Source organism: Chryseobacterium phosphatilyticum, from assembly GCF_002899825.2.
In the GTDB taxonomy this organism is placed as follows: Bacteria; Bacteroidota; Bacteroidia; order Flavobacteriales; family Weeksellaceae; genus Chryseobacterium; species Chryseobacterium phosphatilyticum.
In genome coordinates this window covers 380,371-398,951 of the sequence record NZ_PPED02000004.1, presented here as the reverse complement: position 1 = coordinate 398,951, position 18,581 = coordinate 380,371, and the positions used below count along the sequence as shown (strand labels likewise).

Here is an 18,581-nt window from a genome sequence, read left to right as displayed (position 1 = left end):
CATGCTTTCTTTCAGAAAAAAAGCCGTAAATTTGAAGTGTTCTAAATAAGAGCGTTTTAATTTAAAAAATAAATAAATGTTTGACATTCAGGAAATAAGAAGCCAGTTTTCTATATTGGACAGAGAAGTGAATGGTAAACCCCTGGTTTATCTAGATAATGCAGCTACGTCTCAAAAGCCAAATTCGGTGTTGGAAGTCTGTCATGCATACTATACAGAACTTAATGCAAATGTTCACAGAGGGATTCATACATTAAGTCAGTTAGCAACAGAAGAAATGGAGCTTTCGAGAAGAAAAATCCAGAAGTTCATTAATGCTAAACATGATTTTGAAGTTATTTTTACCAAAGGAACAACAGAAGGTCTTAACCTTATTGCCTACATCTTAACACAAAAGGTGCAAAAGGATGATGAGATTATTATTTCATATCTTGAGCATCATTCTAATATTGTTCCCTGGCAGTTGCTTTGTGAGAGAACCGGAGCAAAACTTCGTGTAATTCCTATTGATGAAAATGGTATTCTTCAAATGGATTACTTTGATCAGTTTTTAAGTGAAAAAACAAAAGTAGTTTCTGTAAATCAGGTTTCCAATGCTTTGGGAATTGTGAATCCTATTGAAGAGATTATTGCAAAGACAAGAAAAAATACGGATGCCTATATTGTAATTGATGGTGCGCAATCTGCCCCTCACTTCCACATTGATGTTCAGAAAATGGATTGCGATTTTTTTGTCTTTTCAGGACACAAAATGTACGCTCCAATGGGAACGGGTATATTATATGGAAAAAGAGAGATTCTTGAGGTTTTACCTCCATTCCATGGAGGGGGAGAAATGATTGCTACCTGTTCATTTGAGGAAACTACATATGCTGGCCTTCCTTTCAAGTATGAGGCCGGAACACCAAATGTTGGAGGAAATATCGCATTGGGTGCTGCGGTTGATTTTATGAACAAGGTCGGGCACCAGGCCATTCAGAGTCACGAAAATGCTCTTCTGGAATATGCCCAGAGACAACTTTTGGAAATTGAGGGCCTTAAAGTATATGGAGAAAAAGCCCATAGGACTGGTGTTGTTTCCTTTAATCTTGAAGGTGTGGGGATTTCTTCTGACGTGGGAATGATCCTGGATAAAATGGGAATTGCGGTAAGAACAGGACATCACTGTACACAGCCTATTATGAACTTTTTTAATATTGCAGGAACCGTAAGAGCAAGTTTTGCAATCTATAATACTTTTGAAGAAATTGATCTTCTTGTAGAAGGAGTTAAGAAAGCGCAAAGAATGCTTGGATAAAAAAATAAAAAGGCAGCTGAACTTCAGCTGCCTTTTTTTAATCTTCAACACATTTGCATCTTCCGTTGATAATTACCTGATGATATCCATCAGCACATTCCAGGCAGATTTCTCTTGCACCCATGATTGTTTTCATTTTTTCTTTGTTTAGTTTTTTCATAATAAATGATTTAAAGTGTTAATAATCAAATATAAAGATAAAATACTTAAAAAGTGATTAGAAAAAAATATTTTACAGTGTAAATTGAATATGAATTAAAAAGCCTTGCCAGATGATGACAAGGCTTTTATATTTTAAGCTTATGGGTTTGTAATCCTTATAGGTTGGGTTTCCAGTCTACAACTGCTCTGATGAATGCTTCAGCATTTTCAACCGGAACATTAGGTAAAATTCCGTGTCCTAAGTTGGCAATGTATCTGTCTTTTCCAAAACGGTTAATCATCTCGTTTACCATTTTCTTGATGGTTTCAGGAGTCGAGTGAAGTCTTGCAGGATCAAAATTTCCTTGCAGGGTCATTGTATGGTTTGTTAAAGTTCTGGCAAATTCAGGCTTGATTGTCCAGTCAACACCAAGAGCAGAAGCTTTAGACATAGTCATATCTTCCAATGCAAACCAACACCCCTTTCCAAATACCACTACATGAGTAAGTGGGCTTAATGCTTCAACAATCTGGTTGATATACTGCCATGAGAATTCCTGATAATCTGTAGGAGAAAGCATTCCTCCCCATGAATCGAAAACCTGTACTGCAGAAACACCTTTTTCTACTTTTCTCTTTAAATAAGCAATTGTAGTATCAGTGATTTTTTGTAATAATAAATGAGCAGCCTCAGGTTGTTGAAAACAGAAGGATTTTGCAATATCAAATGCCTTGCTCCCTTTTCCTTCAACACAATAACAAAGAATCGTCCATGGAGAACCTGCAAAACCAATCAATGGAATTTCATTGTCAAGTTTCTGAAGAGTCAATTCAATAGCATCAAAAACGTAGCCTAAAGTATCATTCACATCCGGAGTTTCAATATTCTGAACCTGCTCCATTGTTCTGATAGGAGTATCCAACCATGGCCCAACAGATTCTTTCATTTTGAAATCAATTCCCATGGCCTGTGGAACTACCAGGATATCAGAAAACAGAATCGCGGCATCCAAAGGAAATCTGCGGATAGGCTGTAATGTAATTTCAGCAGCAAGTTCAGGAGTCTGACATCTTGTAAAGAAGTCATACTGGTCTCTCAATGCAATGAATTCCGGCAGATATCTTCCAGCCTGCCTCATCATCCAGACAGGAGGTCTTTCAACGGTTTCTCCGCGAAGTGCTTTTAAATATAGGTCGTTTTTTATCATAATCTATTTAAACTAATAGTACCGGTAATGCTCCGGTAACAAATATTCTAAATTTTACTTCTGATTTCCCTTCGTATCAGTTCAAATATCGAAGTCAGCGTATTTTCTTCAGAAGTAAAAATTTCTTCCTGCGTATAATTTCTCAACTCACCGGAAGTGGTTTCGCCAATCGAAAAAAGTTTCATGCCTTCCAGAGAATTTCGCCTTGCAAAACTACGAACTCCGCTCGGACTAAAAAATACTGCAGCATGATATTTTTCATTTATTAATGGATGAGTTTCCTCAGTATTGTATATCGTAACTTTTTTGTACTTAATGTTTTGTAAAGGAAGTTCTTTATCTAAAACATTGATGGCAAGGTTACCGCAGAAATGAAGAAACTGCTCATGCTGACATTTTCCGATAATGAATCTGGAAAGAGTATCTGCATTTTTCAAAACCTTGAATGTTCCGAAGCCATGTTTCCTTAATTCTCTCTTCGTTTTTTCGCCAACACAATAGATCTTGTTGTAATTCTTGGACGTAAAATCCTCATTGGGCTTAAATTTATTTTTAAAAAATGAAATGACTCCATTTACACTTGTAAAAATCAATGAGTAATTTTTCAGATCAAAAGGGCTGATCATAATGGGTTCGGTCTTAATTACCTCAACACAGTCCGCCAAAGCATCCTCTCCTAATTCTTTGGATAGTATTGTCCGGTCTATATTTTTGGTAAATAAGATTTTCATGTCTTTACAATTAAGAAGATGAAAGGGGGATCAAGAGAAACTGAATCTGAAATTAGATCTGGCTTTTGATTTCAGCCATTAATTCCTTTCCTCCGTTTTCAAGAACAACTTTTGCATATTTTTCTCCGAAATTCTCTGTAGAATTGTGGTCAAAGTTTTCATCAACTGCAATGCAGTTTTTACCATCTAAAGAGCAGAGTGCCGCTTTAAACCGGATCTGGTCTCCGATAATTTCTGCAAAAGCTCCGATAGGAGCAGTACAACCGCCTTCCAACGTGCTCAGAAAATTTCTTTCAATCTCTACGCAGGTTTGCGTTGGTTTATGGTTGATCTGATTTACTATTTCATTGATCTCTGGTTTGTCAGTATGTCCGGCAACTGCAATAACACCTTGTGAGGGGGCAGGAATCATTAATGGAAGCATTTCATAATCAATTTCCATCTTCATTCTTTTGATGCCGGCCAATGATAAAATAGTAGCATCAAAGTTTCCTTCTTCCAGTTTTTGAAGTCTGGTTTGAATATTTCCACGAATATCTGAAAACTCAGTAGCAGGATAATTTCTCAGCCAAAATGCTCTTCTTCTTAAACTGCTGGTAGCCAGTTTAAGTTCATGAAACTCCTTGTTTCTTGCCGATTCTTTTCTGATCAGGATATCCTGAGGATAATCTCTTTCCAGATAAGCGATCATCTCAATATTTTGAGGCAACTGGGTAGGGACATCCTTTAATGAGTGTACCGCAATATCAATCTCATCATTTAATAATGCAATATCAAGATCCCTTGTAAAAACGCCTGTGATTCCCAGGGAATACAAAGGTTGATTGAGATTTTTATCGCCGGAAGAAACGATAGGAACAATCTCCGTTAAATAATTGTTGTTCTGAAGGTGCCTTGCAACCTCTCTAGCCTGCCAAAGTGCAAGTGCGGAATTTCTGGTTCCAATCCTAATGCTTTTCATTGAATTCGTTGTTTGGTTGTTCAACTAATATTTCGTGCATTAATTTACTAATTTCTTCGGCTTTTAAAGGATTATCAATGATATATTTTGCAAAACGGTTGGTAATCTTTTGGATCATTTTGTCGGAAAGTTCCATGTCCGTGATGTTTATATATTTATTCTTTTTATAAAAATTATGCATTTCATTGCGTTCCATATTCTTTAAAACGGCTTTGAAATGATGGATATTAGGAGCTAGTTTTCTCTTTTTTTCCCATTCGATGAAGTCTTTCATCAGCTCCTTGATAATCTTTTCAGCTTTTGGAATTTCTTTTTCCCGCTGCTGGATTGTTTCCTGGATCTGTTTTGAAAGCTCATCCACATCAATCAATGTTACATTTTCATTTTCGGTAACATTTTTTTCAACGTTATGAGGGATTGAGAGATCAATCACTAAAGTCTCTTTTCCGTTCGGAAAATGAGATTGGTTAACAATAGGATGTTTTGCTCCTGTTGCTACAATAAGAATATCCGTATTTTTTAGTTCCCTGTCAAAATCAGAATAGTCAACATGAGGAATATTATATTTCTGGGAAATCTTTTCAGCTTTCTCCTGGGTTCTGTTGGCAATTTTAATTTTAGGCTGATAAACATGCTTTACCAGATTCTCTACTGTATTTTGACCAATTTCACCTACTCCCAAAAGAAGAATGTTTTTTTCAGCAATCCTTTTCTGACTGTTTAAGATGTAATGAACCGCAGCATACGATACTGAAGCTGCTCCGTTGGAAATTCCGGTTTCATTCTTAATCCTTTTTGAAATCTGAATAGCTGCATTGATGGCTCTTTCCAGATAGGGATTAGAGTTTTGTCTCTCTTTCTTAAAACGGCTGTATGCTTTTTTAATCTGACCGATGATTTCAAAATCCCCGATAATCTGACTTTCAAGGCCTGCTGCCACTCTAAAAAGATGAATTAAGGCTTCTTCTTTAGTAAGAATATTGGCAAACTGAAGGAAATCTGTGAGGTGTACCCCAATGGTTTTACAGTATTCTTCTGCAACCAGGAGATAATTGGGAGAGGTGGTGTAAATCTCAGTCCTGTTACATGTGGAAACTACAAATGCGTCCCCAAGATCTTCTTGATGGACCCGGGAAACAAAATTTTTAATGTTTTCGTCAAAAAATGCAAACTTTCCTCTCGTTTCTACATCGGCTTTCTCGTAGCTGATGGAAAGCACAGCAAAATTCGATGTTTGATGGATGTTGGAGTACTGTAACATAAGCGCTGCAAATTTACGCTTTTTTTAATTAATGATGCTCTGAAAGTGTATATGATAATTATCGTAAAAAACTATAAGGTCAAGCTGAAAAAGCTGAAGAAAGTCGATTAGGCAAATTTTCGATCTGTATTATCTGCTTTTCTTGCTTTTTAACCTTTTGATGTCCCATTAATTTTAGTTGAACTCAAACTCTGTAAACGTCTAAACTAAAAGTTAATAAAGAATTATAAATTTTAATAAAATTTTAACCAAATTAAGTTGGTGGGAAATTTCTTTAGTAGTGTTAAATTTATATCTTTGTAAACTTAAAATCAGAAGAAAAATATGAGTTTATTTGATATGTTTACGCAAGAAATTGCGATAGACCTGGGAACAGCTAATACCCTTATCATCCATAATAATAAAATTGTTATTGATCAACCTTCAATTGTTGCAATTGAACGTTCGTCGGGTAAGCCCATTGCTGTAGGTGAACAGGCTAAGCATATGCAAGGCAAAACTCACGAGGATATCAAAACGATCCGTCCTTTGAAAGACGGGGTTATTGCTGATTTCCATGCTTCTGAACACATGATTAAGGAATTCATCAAAAAGATTCCGGGAATCAAAGGTAAATTTATACAGCCTGCATTACGAATTGTAATCTGTATTCCTTCTGGTATTACTGAAGTTGAAAAAAGAGCGGTAAGAGATTCTGCTCAGAAAGTAAACGCAAAAGAAGTAAGATTGATCTACGAACCAATGGCTGCTGCAATTGGAGTTGGGATTGACGTACAAAAACCTGAAGGGAACATGATCATTGATATAGGTGGTGGTACTACAGAAATTGCAGTAGTTGCTTTAGGAGGTATTGTATGTGATAAGTCGGTGAAAATTGCAGGAGATGTATTTACAAATGACATTGCCTATTATCTGAGAACTCACCATAACCTTTATATCGGAGAAAGAACAGCTGAAAGGATTAAAATTGAAGTAGGTTCTGCGGTTGAAGATCTTGATGTGGATATTGAAGATATTCCTGTGCAAGGAAGAGACCTTATTACAGGTAAACCAAAAGAAATTATGGTTGGATATAAGGAAATTGCCCGTGCATTAGACAAATCGATTATCAGAATTGAAGATGCTGTAATGGAAACTCTTTCACTTACTCCACCGGAATTGGCAGCTGATATTTACAAAACAGGTATTTATCTTGCAGGAGGAGGTGCATTATTAAGAGGCCTTGCGGATAGAATTCACAAGAAAACAGGACTTCCTGTATTTGTTGCTGAAGACCCGTTGAGAGCTGTTGTTCGTGGAACTGGTATTGCGCTTAAGAATATGGATAAATTCAATTTCTTAATTAAATAATTTTAACTTTTTACGACTATATATCTGAATGGGATTTTTGCTGAGATTATTTTCGAAGAACACTCTTTTCGTCTTCTTTATATTCCTGCAAATTATTGCTTTGGTTCTGATATTCTCTAGAAATGCGATGCAAAGATCCTGGATAGCAGGGCAGACTGCTGCCGTGAACTCATGGATTTCCGGCTACATTGATGAAGGAGTTTCCTATCTGAAACTGAAACAGATCAATGAGGATCTTGTCGTTCAGAATAAAGCCCTTATGACTCAGCTTTACGGAAAAGAAGGAGCAAAGAACCCTCTTTTTAGAAAAGTTCATGATACCATAGGAGGTGGTCAAATTTATACTTTTGTTGACGGTGAAATTGTTTTCAACAGTATCAATAGAAGAAACAACTACTTTACCATTAATCGTGGCCGTAGAGATGGTGTACTTCCACAAATGGGGGTGATGGCACCAAGAGGTATTGCCGGGATTGTGATCAATTCTACAGACAGCTATGCATTGGTGCAGTCCGTATTAAGTGTAAATAAAATAAGGATTAATGCGGCACTCAAAAACTCCGGATATTTTGGAACATTAACATGGAATGGAGATAATTCCCGTGTCATGCACCTTGCTGATATTCCAAAATATGTTGCCTTGAAAGTAGGGGATAGTGTTGTGACAGACGGAAAGTCCGCAATTTTCCCTAAAGGTATTATGATTGGTACTATCGCGGGTTATTCTGTTGATAATAAAACCGGTTTTTGGGATATCTCAGTGGAGCTGAGTGAGAAAATGGGAGCATTGAATAAAGTATATGTAGTGAAGAATCTGAAAAAAGCAGAAGTGCAAAAGATTCAGGATACTCTACAGACTGTAATAAAGAAAGAAAATGATTAGCAGGACTTTATTTACCGATATATTGATAATGATATTTCTTGTTGCATTACAAATATTTGTATTGAACAGGATTACTCTTTTTGGAAAATATACCCCCGTGTTGTATCCTGTGTTCGTTATGTTTTATCCTTTTTTCAGAAATAAATTCCAGTTTCTGGCTTTAAGCTTCTTAATCGGGCTGTCTATTGATGGATTTCTTTATTCATGGGGAATTAATGCTTTTGCAACCACATTGATTGCTTATTTCAGGACCCTGATATTCAGGACTTCAACGGATACTTCCACAGATTTTTTTTCCTTTCAGTCCCTTCAATGGGCGCAGTTTTTGCTGTTTTTATTTTCAAGTATTTTTCTGCACCAGCTTTTAGTACAGTATATCGAATTCTTTAAGTTGAGCAGATTTTTTGAAATATTATTTAATGTGTTGGTGACTAGTGTAATTTCATTTATATTTATTGTCATTTACGCATTAATATTTAAAATCAAACAAAAAGTTTGAACACACGTTATTTAAAAATCTTTTCCGTCCTTGTAGTGATCGCCCTTATTTTTGTGGCGAGGCTTTCTTATTTACAATTGTTTACGGATCGCTATGCATTGAATGCGGCGAATACTTCCATTAAAATTGAATATGTAATTCCACAACGTGGAGTTATTTTTGACAGAAACGGTAAAATCATGGTAGGGAATCAGCCTGCTTATGAAATTTCTTTTACCCAGGCTTTGATGAAGCCGGATTTCGATACATTAGGTTTTTGTAACCTGATGAAGATCAATAAAAGGGATTTTATCAATAAGATTAATGTTATTAAAAAAGAAAAATATTACTCTAAACTGACGCCAATGACTTTCCTGAAAGATCTTAGCAGGGAAGATATTGCGAGAGTACAGGAAATCATTTTTAAATATCCTGCATTCAGTATTGTTCAGAGACCTCAGCGTCAGTATGAAGTGTCTACTTCAGGAAACCTTTTAGGGTATACCAGTGAAGTCAATGAAAGAGAAATTAAAAAAGATTCTATTTATTATCTGCCTGGAGATTTTATCGGAAAAACAGGGGTAGAAAAATCTTACGAAAAAGAACTTCGTGGAGTAAAGGGGATGAAATACATCCAAAAGGATATCAAGCTTCGAAACATTGGTTCTTATAAAAATGGATCTTTAGATAAGGATGTTATTACTGGTAAGGATATTACTTTAACTATTGATTACGACCTTCAGAGAACGGCTGAAGAAATGCTGGTCAACAAACACGGTGCAATTGTAGCCATAGACCCAAATAATGGGGAAGTATTAGTGGCAGCAACCGGGCCGGATATTGATCCGAACCTCTTTACCGGACCTTATAAATCTAAAAATTTGTATGCCCTCTCAAAGGATACGCTTTATGAGAATAAACCAACTTTTGATCGTTCTTTGCAGGCAGGATATCCTCCGGGATCAACTTTCAAATTGCTGACTGCTTTAGCTGCTATGCAAATGGGGGTGATGGATGAAAAGACCGTTTTTCCTTGTGGAGGTGGATTTTTCTATAAAGGTAAGAGAATTAAAGGGCATGGTGGTGCTGATCCGCTCATTCCTTCCATTCAGGTTTCCAGTAACTGCTTTTTTACCTATGCATTTATTGCAATAATCAAAAAATATCCGGGTAATCCTTCCAAAGGGGTTGATGAATGGAAAAAGATCATGAGCAGCTTTGGAGTTGGGGAATTTTTGAATAACGATTTTGCAGTGGGCGCAAGAGGGAGAATACCTTCAGGAGATTTTTACGAGAAAAGGTTTAAAGCCATCATGAAAGCAAGTGGTTCAAAGAGAACTGATTTTAAAGATTGGGATGAAATGTCAACCGGTGCTATCTATAACGGAATGGGGCAGGGAGATGTTTTGGTAACCCCTATTCAGCTGGCAAATTATGTGGCTGCTATTGCGAACAAAGGATGGTATTATACCCCTCATATTGTAAAAGGAATTGACGGAAAACCAAATCCGGATCCTAGATTTAAAGTTAAACATAAAACCCTGGTTGATCCAAAACACTTTGAGCCTGTTTTAAAAGGAATGGAAGCTGTAGTTTTGAGAGGAACAGCAAGAGGGTTAAAATCCAATGACTTTACACAATTGGCTAAAACGGGAACAGCACAGGTTCCGCAAGGAAAAGATAATTCTATCTTTGTATTGATTGCTCCTGCTGATAAGCCAAAAATTGTTGTGGTTGCCGTAATGGAGCACGCAGGATTTGGAGCTACATGGGCAGGCCCGGCTTGTACAGTGATTGCTGAAAAATATATTACAGGTGATCTGAAAAGAGAAAATCTGTATAAAAAAATGATCACTTCGAGTTTTATGCCGGAATATAAAAGGCAATGGGTTGTAGATTTAAAACGTAAAGGACTGTATGTTGACCCAAAACCTGATTCAATTAAACAAAAAAGAATAAAAGATAGTCTGGACCTTGTTAAACAACAAAAGGCTAAACTCCAAAAGAAAATAGAAGAGGAAACTAAAAATAATAACGCCGCTAAAAAACCTGTTAAGCAATGAAATGGACAGAAGGGATAGATAAACTGGGTCTTGGGCTGTATTTCCTGCTTTGCATCTTTGCGATTGCAAATATCTACAGTGTTGACCAGAAGTTGGGAGAAAAACAATTTATGTTCTTCTGTATTTCTCTTGTTGTAGGATTGGTAATTTTTTTGGGAAGAAGTAAGTTCTTTGAGAATATGGCAGGAATTATTTATATAGGTGGTGTTTTGCTATTGATAGGACTTTTTCCTTTTGGAAAGGAAATTCTCGGGCAGAAGAACTGGTATAAGTTCGGAAGCTTTACAATGCAACCTGTGGAATTTGCAAAAATTGGAACGGCATTAATGCTTGCCAACTATGTATCCGGACCGGATTTTAACCTGAAAAACAGAAAATCATTACTGACAGCACTTGCTATTATTGGCGTACCTGCAGTAGTGGTGCTTGCTATTCCCGACGTAGGATCTATGCTTGTGTTTATTGCCTTTTTTATTGCTTTGTACAGAGAAGGGCTGAGTGGATTTTTGTTTGGGATAGGATTTATTTTTGCTGGTGTATTTCTTATTTCTCTGGCAATACCTCCAATTTATGTTGCCGGCGCGGTTGTACTGATTGCAGGAATTTTGATTGCCATGAATTATCATAGAATGTCCTGGGATGTGATTACCATTTCCGGAATTTCCGGATCTATCCTTTTGTTATGTGGACTTGCATTTGCTTCGCCTTATATTTTAGAGAAACTTCCCAAGCACCAGAGAGAAAGAATTGAAGTGCTTTACAAAGGTGAAAAAGCGTTTAGAGATACTTCAGGGTACAACTTGTTATATTCTAAAACAGCTATCGGATCAGGTGGTCTTTGGGGAAAAGGTTACCGTGAAGGATCTGTTACCCAGGGTAAATTTGTGCCTGAGCAACAAACAGATTATATTTTCTGTGCTGTAGGAGAGGAATGGGGATTTGCAGGAAGTGCGCTTTTAGTATTGGCCTATATGGTGTATATTGGGAGAATTTATTACCTCGCTGAAAAACAGAAATCAACATTTAATCGTGTGTTTGGCTATTGCTTTGCTTCTATCCTTCTAATGCACTTTTCCATCAATTTGGGCATGGTTATGGGGCTTTTCCCAACAGTAGGGATTCCCTTACCATACTTCAGTTATGGGGGAAGCTCTTTATTGGCATTTTCTATGATGACCTTTATTTTCTTTAAACTTAATTATTCAGATAAAAATAGTTTGGTGTAGTTTTCTGAGCTAAAGCTATTTTACTAATTTTTACAAAACCTATGGAAATAATGTTATTTCCATCATTAACTATATTCTATGAAAGAGGTTTATATTGTAGATTCAAACTTTGAGAATACAGATTTTTCGCAACGCGGTTTGGAGAAAGGAGAGTATGAAAATTGTACTTTCAGACACTGTAATTTTGAATATATTAACCTGTCCGGATTCAATTTTACAGACTGTGAATTTATTGGATGCAACCTCAGCATGGTGAAATTGATGAATACTGCTTTCCGGGAGGTATCTTTCAAAGAATGTAAAATGTTTGGACTTCAGTTTCATGATTGTAACCGCTTTGGATTGTTATTCAGATTTGAAGAATGTTTACTTAATAACTCTGTATTCTATCAGGCATCCATAAAGAAAACGGTTTTCAAAAACTCCAGGCTGATTGAGGTAGATTTTACCGAATCTGATTTATCCAATGCTGTTATGAGCGGTTGTGATTTATCAGGGGCTGTTTTTGATAATACAAGCCTTGAAAAAACAGATTTGAGGACTTCATTCAATTATTCTATAGATCCTGCTTTAAATAGGCTAAAAAAGGCTAAATTTTCACTCTCTGAAGTTCATGGTCTGTTGTATAAACTGGATATAGAGATTGACAGAAATAGCTAATGCCAGAGGTCAGAAGCTGAAGTTGTAATTGGTCTAAAGGAGAAATACTAAAATTTCAGGTACTCATTCAATAGAAGCGGCTTTTTAAGTCCATCTTTTGTATGAATATTCTATTGGGTTTAGCCGACATTTAAAAGAGAGAACAAATAAAAAAGCCATCAAAAAAGATGGCTTCATTATTTAAATCAATTATTTATAAAATTAAAAATTTGCGGGTGTAGCTGGAGTGACTGCTGCTAAGTTGTTATAAGCTTCTCCGTCTTCGGTGATAACTCTTTTAGCAAATCTGAACTTTGGTCCCCAGTAAGAGTCATTCAGTGAAGAGATCATTACTCCTTTTGATGTTGCTGCGTGGATAAATTTTACCTCACCTTCTTCAGTAACACTTTCTACAATACCTACGTGAGAGATTCTTCTTCCATGAGAAAAGAAGATCAGATCTCCTTTCTGTAGGCTTCCTTTTTCAATTTTTTCCCCTTCCTGAGCCTGAGAAGCAGCTACTCTTGGTAAGCTTAGCCCTGCTGCAGCTCCGAATACAGAAAGAACAAAAGCTGAACAATCTATACCGTTTCTAGTTGTTCCTCCGTATCTGTAAGGAGTTCCCAGGTATGTTTCAGCTTCAGTAAGGATACCGTCAATCGTTTTATTATGTTTGATTGCTTTGGCAATCTCAGAATTCTTAATTGCTTTCTTAGCATTTGCTATAGACGCAGCTTTTTCAGCAAGGAAAGAGTCGATAAGTCTTTGCTTATCCTGCTCCATTTTTTTGTTGTCTATAGAAGCTAGTTTGGCATCTGTTTTGTATTCTTTAGCGTAAGTTGCTGGTTTTGAAACCACATAATTAGTAGCACACGATTGCATTGATACTGTAGTAACTATAGCAACTAAATAAAACAAAACTCTTTTCTTCATATATATTTGATTATCCGTGTTAAAAGGAATATTTATTTTCAAAAGCATTACAAAAGTAGAGATTCCGAGTAAAAGACCCCTGATATGATAATTGTCAGGATCTTACTTTAACACATTTTAACATATTATTTACGTATGTTAAAGAAAAATAAACCGCAATTGCCCTTTTTTGGCAAGCATGCGGTTTTTTTTATTAAGATTCTTTAACAAAATCTATCGATTTTCTTCTATAAATAAGGTTTTGAAATCTAAAACTCTAATTTTCATGGTTGTTAAAAAAATAAAATAAATCTTCGTTAAATGTAGTGTTTAAGGGTGTTTAGCGGCTGTTCTGTTTTCTATTTATAATGATATGTCTATTTCTGATATAAAAATGAGATCTGATAAATTTGCCGGAAGATGAGTAGCTTAAATTTTAACAACGGTTATTCAGTGTAATGGGTCTACTATTAAAAAAAATTCCCCGGCAAAACCGAGGAATTTAAACTAATATGGAACTTTACAGATGTTATTTTGTAAACAACATTTCTCTGTATTTTGTCATTGGCCAAAGTTCATCATCTACCATCATTTCTAATGCATCAGAAGCCTCTCTGATTCCATCGAATAATGGTTTTACTTTGTTACAATAGTCTTCTGCCTGCTTTTGGCTGTTCGATACGCTTTTTGCAGCTTCTCTTGCTTTGATAAGCCCTTCAACACCTAATTTAATTTTAGAAACATTCTCTGAAATGTCAGTAATCAAACTCATTTGTTCTTTTGCCAAAGGTTTGAAATCTTTATCTCCAAAGATATCTTTAAGCCCCTTAACGTTTTCAATTAATCTGTTCTGATAATTTAAAGCGGAAGGAATGATATGGTTTCTTGCGATATCACTTAATACTCTCGCTTCAATATCGATAACAGTAGAATATTTCTCCAGTTTAATTTCGTTTCTTGCTTCAACTTCTCTATGGTTGAAAATTCCCATCTCTTCGTACAGATCAAGGAATTTTTTGTCCATTTCCTGTTTAAGAGCTTCCGGAGTTGTTTTAAGGTTGTTTAATCCTCTTTTCTTAGCTTCTTTTGCCCAGTCATCAGAGTATCCGTCACCTTCAAACATAATACTCTTGGATTGCTTGATATATTCTCTTAATACATTGAAAATGGCTTCATCTTTTTTCAATCCTCCTTCAATAAGAGTATCTACTTCTTTTTTGAAATCATTTAACTGCTTAGCGGCAATAGTGTTCATTACAGTCATAGACTCTGCGCAGTTTGCAGAAGATCCTACTGCTCTGATCTCAAATTTATTTCCTGTAAACGCAAATGGAGATGTTCTGTTTCTATCTGTATTGTCTAATAAAATTTCAGGAATTTTTCCAACAACGTTTAATTTTAATTCAGTTTTTTCCTCCGGAGATAATTTCCCATTGGTTACTTTTTCAAGTTCTTCCAAAACACTGAACAACTGACTTCCGATAAATACAGAGATGATTGCCGGTGGTGCTTCGTTAGCTCCTAATCTGTGGTCATTACTTGCCGAAGCAATGCTCGCTCTTAATAAATCAGCATATTCATGGACTGCTTTAATAGTGTTTACAAAGAATGTTAAGAACTGTAGATTTTTCTTAGGGTTCTTTCCGGGGCTTAATAAATTTTCCCCTGTATCAGTTGCCAAAGACCAGTTGTTGTGCTTTCCGCTACCGTTCACACCAGCAAAAGGTTTTTCGTGGAATAAGATATGGAAGTGGTGCTTGTGAGCGACTCTTGCCATGATATCCATTAATAAAGAGTTGTGGTCTACAGCAACGTTTACTTCTTCAAACATTGGTGCCAGCTCAAACTGGTTAGGGGCAACCTCATTATGTCTTGTTGTAGCAGGAATTCCCAGTTTCATACATTCGATCTCCAATTCTTTCATAAAGTTCATTACTCTTGTAGGAATTGATCCGAAGTAGTGGTCATCCAGCTGTTGTCCTTTAGCCGGAGAGTGTCCTAATAATGTTTTACCTGTTAATACAAGGTCCGGACGGGATTGATACAATGCTGAATCAACCAGGAAATATTCTTGCTCCCAACCCAAAGTAGGAGTTACTTTTGTTACATTTTTATCAAAATACTGCATTACATTGGTTGCAGCTTCATCTACCGCGCTCAAAGCTCTTAATAAAGGTGCTTTGTAGTCAAGTGTTTCTCCTGTGTAAGAGATAAAGATTGATGGAATACATAATGTTGTTCCCATGATGAAAGCAGGAGATGTAGGATCCCATGCAGTATATCCTCTTGCTTCGAAAGTATTTCTGATTCCTCCGTTCGGGAAAGAAGATGCATCAGGTTCCTGCTGTATCAACATGTTTCCACTGAATCTTTCAATCGCTCTTCCTCCTTCAATTGGCGTGAAAAAAGAGTCGTGCTTTTCTGCTGTCGTTCCTGTCAAAGGCTGAAACCAGTGCGTATAATGGGTTACCCCTTTGCTCATTGCCCAGTCTTTCATGGCTACTGCTACCTGGTCTGCAATGTGTCTCTGAATTTTAGTTCCTTTCTTAATAGCATCCATAATAGAGCTGAAGGCTTCTTTCGTTAAATATTCTCTCATGGTTTCTTCTGAGAAAACATTTTTGCAGAATAATTCTGATAATTTAGCAGGGATCTCAACAGAGTTGTCTTTTCTGAAATCCTTAAATGGGAGTGTTTCTAATGCTTTGAATCTTAAGGTTGACATATTTGGGTTTATTTTGATAGGGCAAATTTACAAAAAAAATGAATTGAAATCATTTTGACCCTAAAAAAAACAGGGGTATTTTGAAAATTTATATTATTTAAACATTTGTTTGGTGTTTTTTTGCCGGGGGTGTTTGTGATATATTATTTAAAATTTGCCAACCAACGCTTGTTTGGAGGGGGAGAAGAGAGTTTCAATATACATTACATCAATACTGATTGTACTTAATCAGGAGTATAAGATAGATTGTACAATATACATATACGTCATAAAATCACTGCGATTAAGCGACTTATTAAAAGATAGTTAAAATAAAATGGGCAAAGATTTTGTATATTTGTGTGAAATTTATTTTATGACAAATTCTAGAGCAAGAGAAACAACAGAGGCTATTGAAAGACTATACATTTCTATGAGACATTTATTTTATAGAGGGTTTTTCAAGCCGGGAGGTGTTTCAGGAGAAAGTATCAGAAGTTTGTTAAAAACCATCAATCCGGAAATTTATGGAACCATGAATATTCCGAACAAATTGGAGCTTGACGGCTTGATGTATGTTTTGGACAGACTTCCGGAAGGGATTGAGGAATGTGCTTTTATTCATCTTACATCAGATGAAGGGTTTGATAAAGGAAGTTTCGAACCTATCGTTCCTAAGAAAAGAAGAAGAAACTGTTATAGAATAGATGAACACCAGATGAATATTGAAGTTCTTTTGGGACGTTCTGAGATATATGACATTCTTACTCACCTTACCTTCTTATTTATAGAAGCTGATAAAATACGTAACCTGGCTTTCATTCAGGATGAAAACTGGAAGCCGACACGTGCCTTCAAAATTATTGAAGAAGTTGTGAAGGGTGAGAAAAAATTCAGCAGAAGAGAAAAAGAAGTTGCGCTTATTCACCTTTCTTCTTTAATCGGAAGATCTTTTGATGAAACGTTAAGAGCTTATAATACTTTTGGTGATGATCAGAATCCTGACCGTTTATTCAAAATTATCTACAACTTAGGAAAAGTAAGTCTTGAAGACGCTAAAGGATCAAGAGAAAGAGAAGTTCATTTCAGTGCTATATTAAGAGAAAGGGTAGGACATCACTATTTTGGTGAGAAATGGGCGAATAAAGTGAAAGAGGTTTTATTTGAAAACAACCTTCATATGAGACCTTTGCATATTATTTCTGCCAATATGCACTCTGTGAAAAATATGCTGTATGCCAATGAGGCTCTTAAAAAGAAACATCATCACGAGATCGATTATAAGCTATACGAGGAGATTTCCAACAAAAAAGAGCTTCGTGATAAAGTATTGAAATATGCCTTGGATGAAGGGATGATTCATATTGCTGATAAAAGTGGAAGTAATATCGATGTTCAGATCATAGACCTCAGCAAAACGGATTTGAAAAATACTCCATTCACTGACAGCAAGTTCTCAGGAGACGATGTGATCATGGTATTTGATTATGCTTTCGGTGAACAGGCTTTTGAGGTAATGGATGAGCTTTTGAGACCTTTTGAACATAAAGGAGAGATCTATATGATGAAAGTGAAATCTGTATCTATCATGGGGAAAGCTGGAATTCTTACCGGAGAAAAAGGAGATATCATGATTCCTACTTCTCATATTTTTGAAGGAACAGCCGATAACTATCCTTTTGAGAATGCACTAAAGCTGGATGATTTCAAAGACGATGAATTGAAAGCCTTTGAAGGGCCAATGATTACTGTTTTGGGAACGTCGCTACAAAACAGAGATATTCTATCTTATTTTATGAATACTTCATGGAAGGCAATCGGTCTTGAAATGGAAGGAGCACATTATCAGAAAGCCATTCAGGTCGCTTCTAAAATCAGGCACCATATTTCACCGGATTTATTTGTGATGTATGCTTATTATGCTTCTGATAATCCTTTGGAAACAGGAAGTACATTGTCTTCAGGAGGTCTTGGTCTTACAGGAGTAAAACCAACTTACCTGATCACTTTAAGAATTCTTGAAAAGATCTTAAAAAGCAGTAAGAAGGAAGTTTCTGCTAAGAAATAATCTTAATTTCCTATCATAATATAAACCTCAGCTGTAAAAAACAGTTGAGGTTTTTGTTTTAAAAAAACCTTGACAAGGCTCATGGAGATCTGCGTCATCTGCAAAATCAGCAAAAGTTTAAAATCAATCCTTTAATTGATTATCTTTAGAAAAACATAATATAGCTATGGGATCAGTATCACAATTAGCCAAAAGATTCAGAGAGGTTTTGCTTGACGGTCTTTGGATTGCCAATACCAATTTTAAAGATCAGCTTTCTGATGTCACATGGAAACAAGCTGTAGAGAGGGTAGGCTCTTTAAATACCATTGCAATGCTTACTTTTCATATCGATTATTATATTGCAGGAATTATAAATGTATTGGAAGGTGGGCCTCTCGAAATAAGAGATCAATTTAGCTTTGATCTTCCTCCTGTTACGTCTCATGAACACTGGGAAACATTGTTGAATAAATTGTGGACAGACTCTGAAAAGTTTGCAGCCTTATTGGAGCAAATGCCCGATTCTAAAATGGATGAGGTATTTGTAGACGAAAAGTATGGAACCTATCAAAGAAATATTGATGGTATGATTGAACATGCTTATTATCATCTGGGACAGATTACCCTGATTAAAAAACTGTTGAAAAGATAAAGTAATATTTCTTTTAAATTATCTT

At 36.0% G+C, this 18,581-nt stretch carries 16 protein-coding genes; 9 read left to right on the top strand and 7 right to left on the bottom strand.

Annotated elements, in window-relative coordinates:
- Nucleotides 1–76 precede the first annotated feature (76 nt).
- Nucleotides 77–1,297 (top strand): cysteine desulfurase, encoded by a 1,221-nt coding sequence (locus tag C1631_RS17495; RefSeq protein ID WP_109713561.1) that lies wholly within the window; start codon nt 77–79, stop codon nt 1,295–1,297.
- Between the two features lie 37 nt (nt 1,298–1,334).
- Here the strand turns inward: C1631_RS17495 and C1631_RS17490 are convergent, their stop codons facing one another.
- The 5 genes from C1631_RS17490 to hemA all read right to left on the bottom strand — a co-directional run bounded on the left by C1631_RS17490 (nt 1,335) and on the right by hemA (nt 5,599).
- Complete coding sequence (locus C1631_RS17490) at nt 1,335–1,457, bottom strand: GNAT family acetyltransferase (protein WP_103246663.1); 123 nt, start codon at nt 1,455–1,457, stop codon at nt 1,335–1,337.
- Nucleotides 1,458–1,614: 157 nt separating this feature from the next.
- Nucleotides 1,615–2,646, bottom strand: a complete 1,032-nt coding sequence (gene hemE, locus C1631_RS17485) for a uroporphyrinogen decarboxylase (RefSeq protein WP_089692984.1) — start codon at nt 2,644–2,646, stop codon at nt 1,615–1,617.
- Nucleotides 2,647–2,693: 47 nt separating this feature from the next.
- On the bottom strand, nt 2,694–3,377 hold the full coding sequence (locus C1631_RS17480; protein ID WP_109713559.1) for a uroporphyrinogen-III synthase: 684 nt from the start codon (nt 3,375–3,377) through the stop codon (nt 2,694–2,696).
- Between the two features lie 52 nt (nt 3,378–3,429).
- On the bottom strand, nt 3,430–4,338 hold the full coding sequence (gene hemC, locus C1631_RS17475; protein WP_103246660.1) for a hydroxymethylbilane synthase: 909 nt from the start codon (nt 4,336–4,338) through the stop codon (nt 3,430–3,432).
- Entirely contained in the window at nt 4,325–5,599 is a 1,275-nt protein-coding gene (hemA, locus tag C1631_RS17470; RefSeq protein ID WP_103246659.1) for a glutamyl-tRNA reductase, read from the bottom strand. The genes hemC and hemA overlap by 14 nt, the downstream gene beginning before the upstream one ends.
- A gap of 324 nt (nt 5,600–5,923) precedes the next feature.
- Here hemA and C1631_RS17465 point away from each other — a divergent pair, with 324 nt between their 5' ends.
- The 6 genes from C1631_RS17465 (at nt 5,924) to C1631_RS17440 (ending at nt 12,259) form a co-directional block, all read left to right on the top strand.
- Entirely contained in the window at nt 5,924–6,949 is a 1,026-nt protein-coding gene (locus C1631_RS17465; protein WP_002982450.1) for a rod shape-determining protein, read from the top strand.
- Nucleotides 6,950–6,977: 28 nt separating this feature from the next.
- A complete protein-coding gene (mreC, locus tag C1631_RS17460; RefSeq protein ID WP_103246658.1) occupies nt 6,978–7,832 on the top strand; it encodes a rod shape-determining protein MreC in 855 nt (284 codons plus the stop codon).
- Nucleotides 7,825–8,331 (top strand): hypothetical protein, encoded by a 507-nt coding sequence (locus tag C1631_RS24390; RefSeq protein ID WP_027371971.1) that lies wholly within the window; start codon nt 7,825–7,827, stop codon nt 8,329–8,331. The genes mreC and C1631_RS24390 overlap by 8 nt, the downstream gene beginning before the upstream one ends.
- Nucleotides 8,328–10,373: a peptidoglycan D,D-transpeptidase FtsI family protein gene (locus tag C1631_RS17450; RefSeq protein ID WP_109713557.1), complete on the top strand. Its 2,046-nt coding sequence runs from the start codon at nt 8,328–8,330 to the stop codon at nt 10,371–10,373. The genes C1631_RS24390 and C1631_RS17450 overlap by 4 nt, the downstream gene beginning before the upstream one ends.
- The gene (gene rodA / locus C1631_RS17445) at nt 10,370–11,599 is read left to right on the top strand and encodes a rod shape-determining protein RodA (protein ID WP_103246655.1); all 1,230 of its coding nucleotides are present in this window, start codon (nt 10,370–10,372) and stop codon (nt 11,597–11,599) included. Before C1631_RS17450 ends, rodA begins: the two co-directional genes overlap by 4 nt.
- 78 nt (nt 11,600–11,677) lie before the next feature.
- On the top strand, nt 11,678–12,259 hold the full coding sequence (locus C1631_RS17440; RefSeq protein ID WP_103246654.1) for a pentapeptide repeat-containing protein: 582 nt from the start codon (nt 11,678–11,680) through the stop codon (nt 12,257–12,259).
- A gap of 201 nt (nt 12,260–12,460) precedes the next feature.
- Here C1631_RS17440 and C1631_RS17435 read toward each other — a convergent pair whose 3' ends face one another.
- On the bottom strand, nt 12,461–13,171 hold the full coding sequence (locus tag C1631_RS17435; protein WP_103246672.1) for a C40 family peptidase: 711 nt from the start codon (nt 13,169–13,171) through the stop codon (nt 12,461–12,463).
- A gap of 508 nt (nt 13,172–13,679) precedes the next feature.
- Nucleotides 13,680–15,875: a glutamine synthetase III family protein gene (locus C1631_RS17430; RefSeq protein WP_109713555.1), complete on the bottom strand. Its 2,196-nt coding sequence runs from the start codon at nt 15,873–15,875 to the stop codon at nt 13,680–13,682.
- 355 nt (nt 15,876–16,230) lie between these two features.
- Here C1631_RS17430 and C1631_RS17425 point away from each other — a divergent pair, with 355 nt between their 5' ends.
- Together C1631_RS17425 and C1631_RS17420 are read left to right on the top strand one after the other, a co-directional pair.
- Complete coding sequence (locus tag C1631_RS17425) at nt 16,231–17,922, top strand: DUF6909 family protein (protein WP_103246652.1); 1,692 nt, start codon at nt 16,231–16,233, stop codon at nt 17,920–17,922.
- Nucleotides 17,923–18,088: 166 nt separating this feature from the next.
- Nucleotides 18,089–18,556: a DinB family protein gene (locus tag C1631_RS17420; RefSeq protein WP_103246651.1), complete on the top strand. Its 468-nt coding sequence runs from the start codon at nt 18,089–18,091 to the stop codon at nt 18,554–18,556.
- Nucleotides 18,557–18,581 lie beyond the last annotated feature (25 nt).

Coding starts and splice junctions, on each gene's coding strand:
- C1631_RS24390 (WP_027371971.1), top strand. CDS start 7,825: ATGATTAGCAGGACTTTATTTACCGATATATTGATAATGATATTTCTT.
- C1631_RS17440 (WP_103246654.1), top strand. CDS start 11,678: ATGAAAGAGGTTTATATTGTAGATTCAAACTTTGAGAATACAGATTTT.
- rodA (WP_103246655.1), top strand. CDS start 10,370: ATGAAATGGACAGAAGGGATAGATAAACTGGGTCTTGGGCTGTATTTC.
- C1631_RS17490 (WP_103246663.1), bottom strand. CDS start 1,457: ATGAAAAAACTAAACAAAGAAAAAATGAAAACAATCATGGGTGCAAGA.
- hemC (WP_103246660.1), bottom strand. CDS start 4,338: ATGAAAAGCATTAGGATTGGAACCAGAAATTCCGCACTTGCACTTTGG.
- C1631_RS17425 (WP_103246652.1), top strand. CDS start 16,231: ATGACAAATTCTAGAGCAAGAGAAACAACAGAGGCTATTGAAAGACTA.
- C1631_RS17430 (WP_109713555.1), bottom strand. CDS start 15,875: ATGTCAACCTTAAGATTCAAAGCATTAGAAACACTCCCATTTAAGGAT.
- C1631_RS17495 (WP_109713561.1), top strand. CDS start 77: ATGTTTGACATTCAGGAAATAAGAAGCCAGTTTTCTATATTGGACAGA.
- mreC (WP_103246658.1), top strand. CDS start 6,978: ATGGGATTTTTGCTGAGATTATTTTCGAAGAACACTCTTTTCGTCTTC.
- hemE (WP_089692984.1), bottom strand. CDS start 2,646: ATGATAAAAAACGACCTATATTTAAAAGCACTTCGCGGAGAAACCGTT.
- hemA (WP_103246659.1), bottom strand. CDS start 5,599: ATGTTACAGTACTCCAACATCCATCAAACATCGAATTTTGCTGTGCTT.
- C1631_RS17465 (WP_002982450.1), top strand. CDS start 5,924: ATGAGTTTATTTGATATGTTTACGCAAGAAATTGCGATAGACCTGGGA.
- C1631_RS17420 (WP_103246651.1), top strand. CDS start 18,089: ATGGGATCAGTATCACAATTAGCCAAAAGATTCAGAGAGGTTTTGCTT.
- C1631_RS17480 (WP_109713559.1), bottom strand. CDS start 3,377: ATGAAAATCTTATTTACCAAAAATATAGACCGGACAATACTATCCAAA.
- C1631_RS17435 (WP_103246672.1), bottom strand. CDS start 13,171: ATGAAGAAAAGAGTTTTGTTTTATTTAGTTGCTATAGTTACTACAGTA.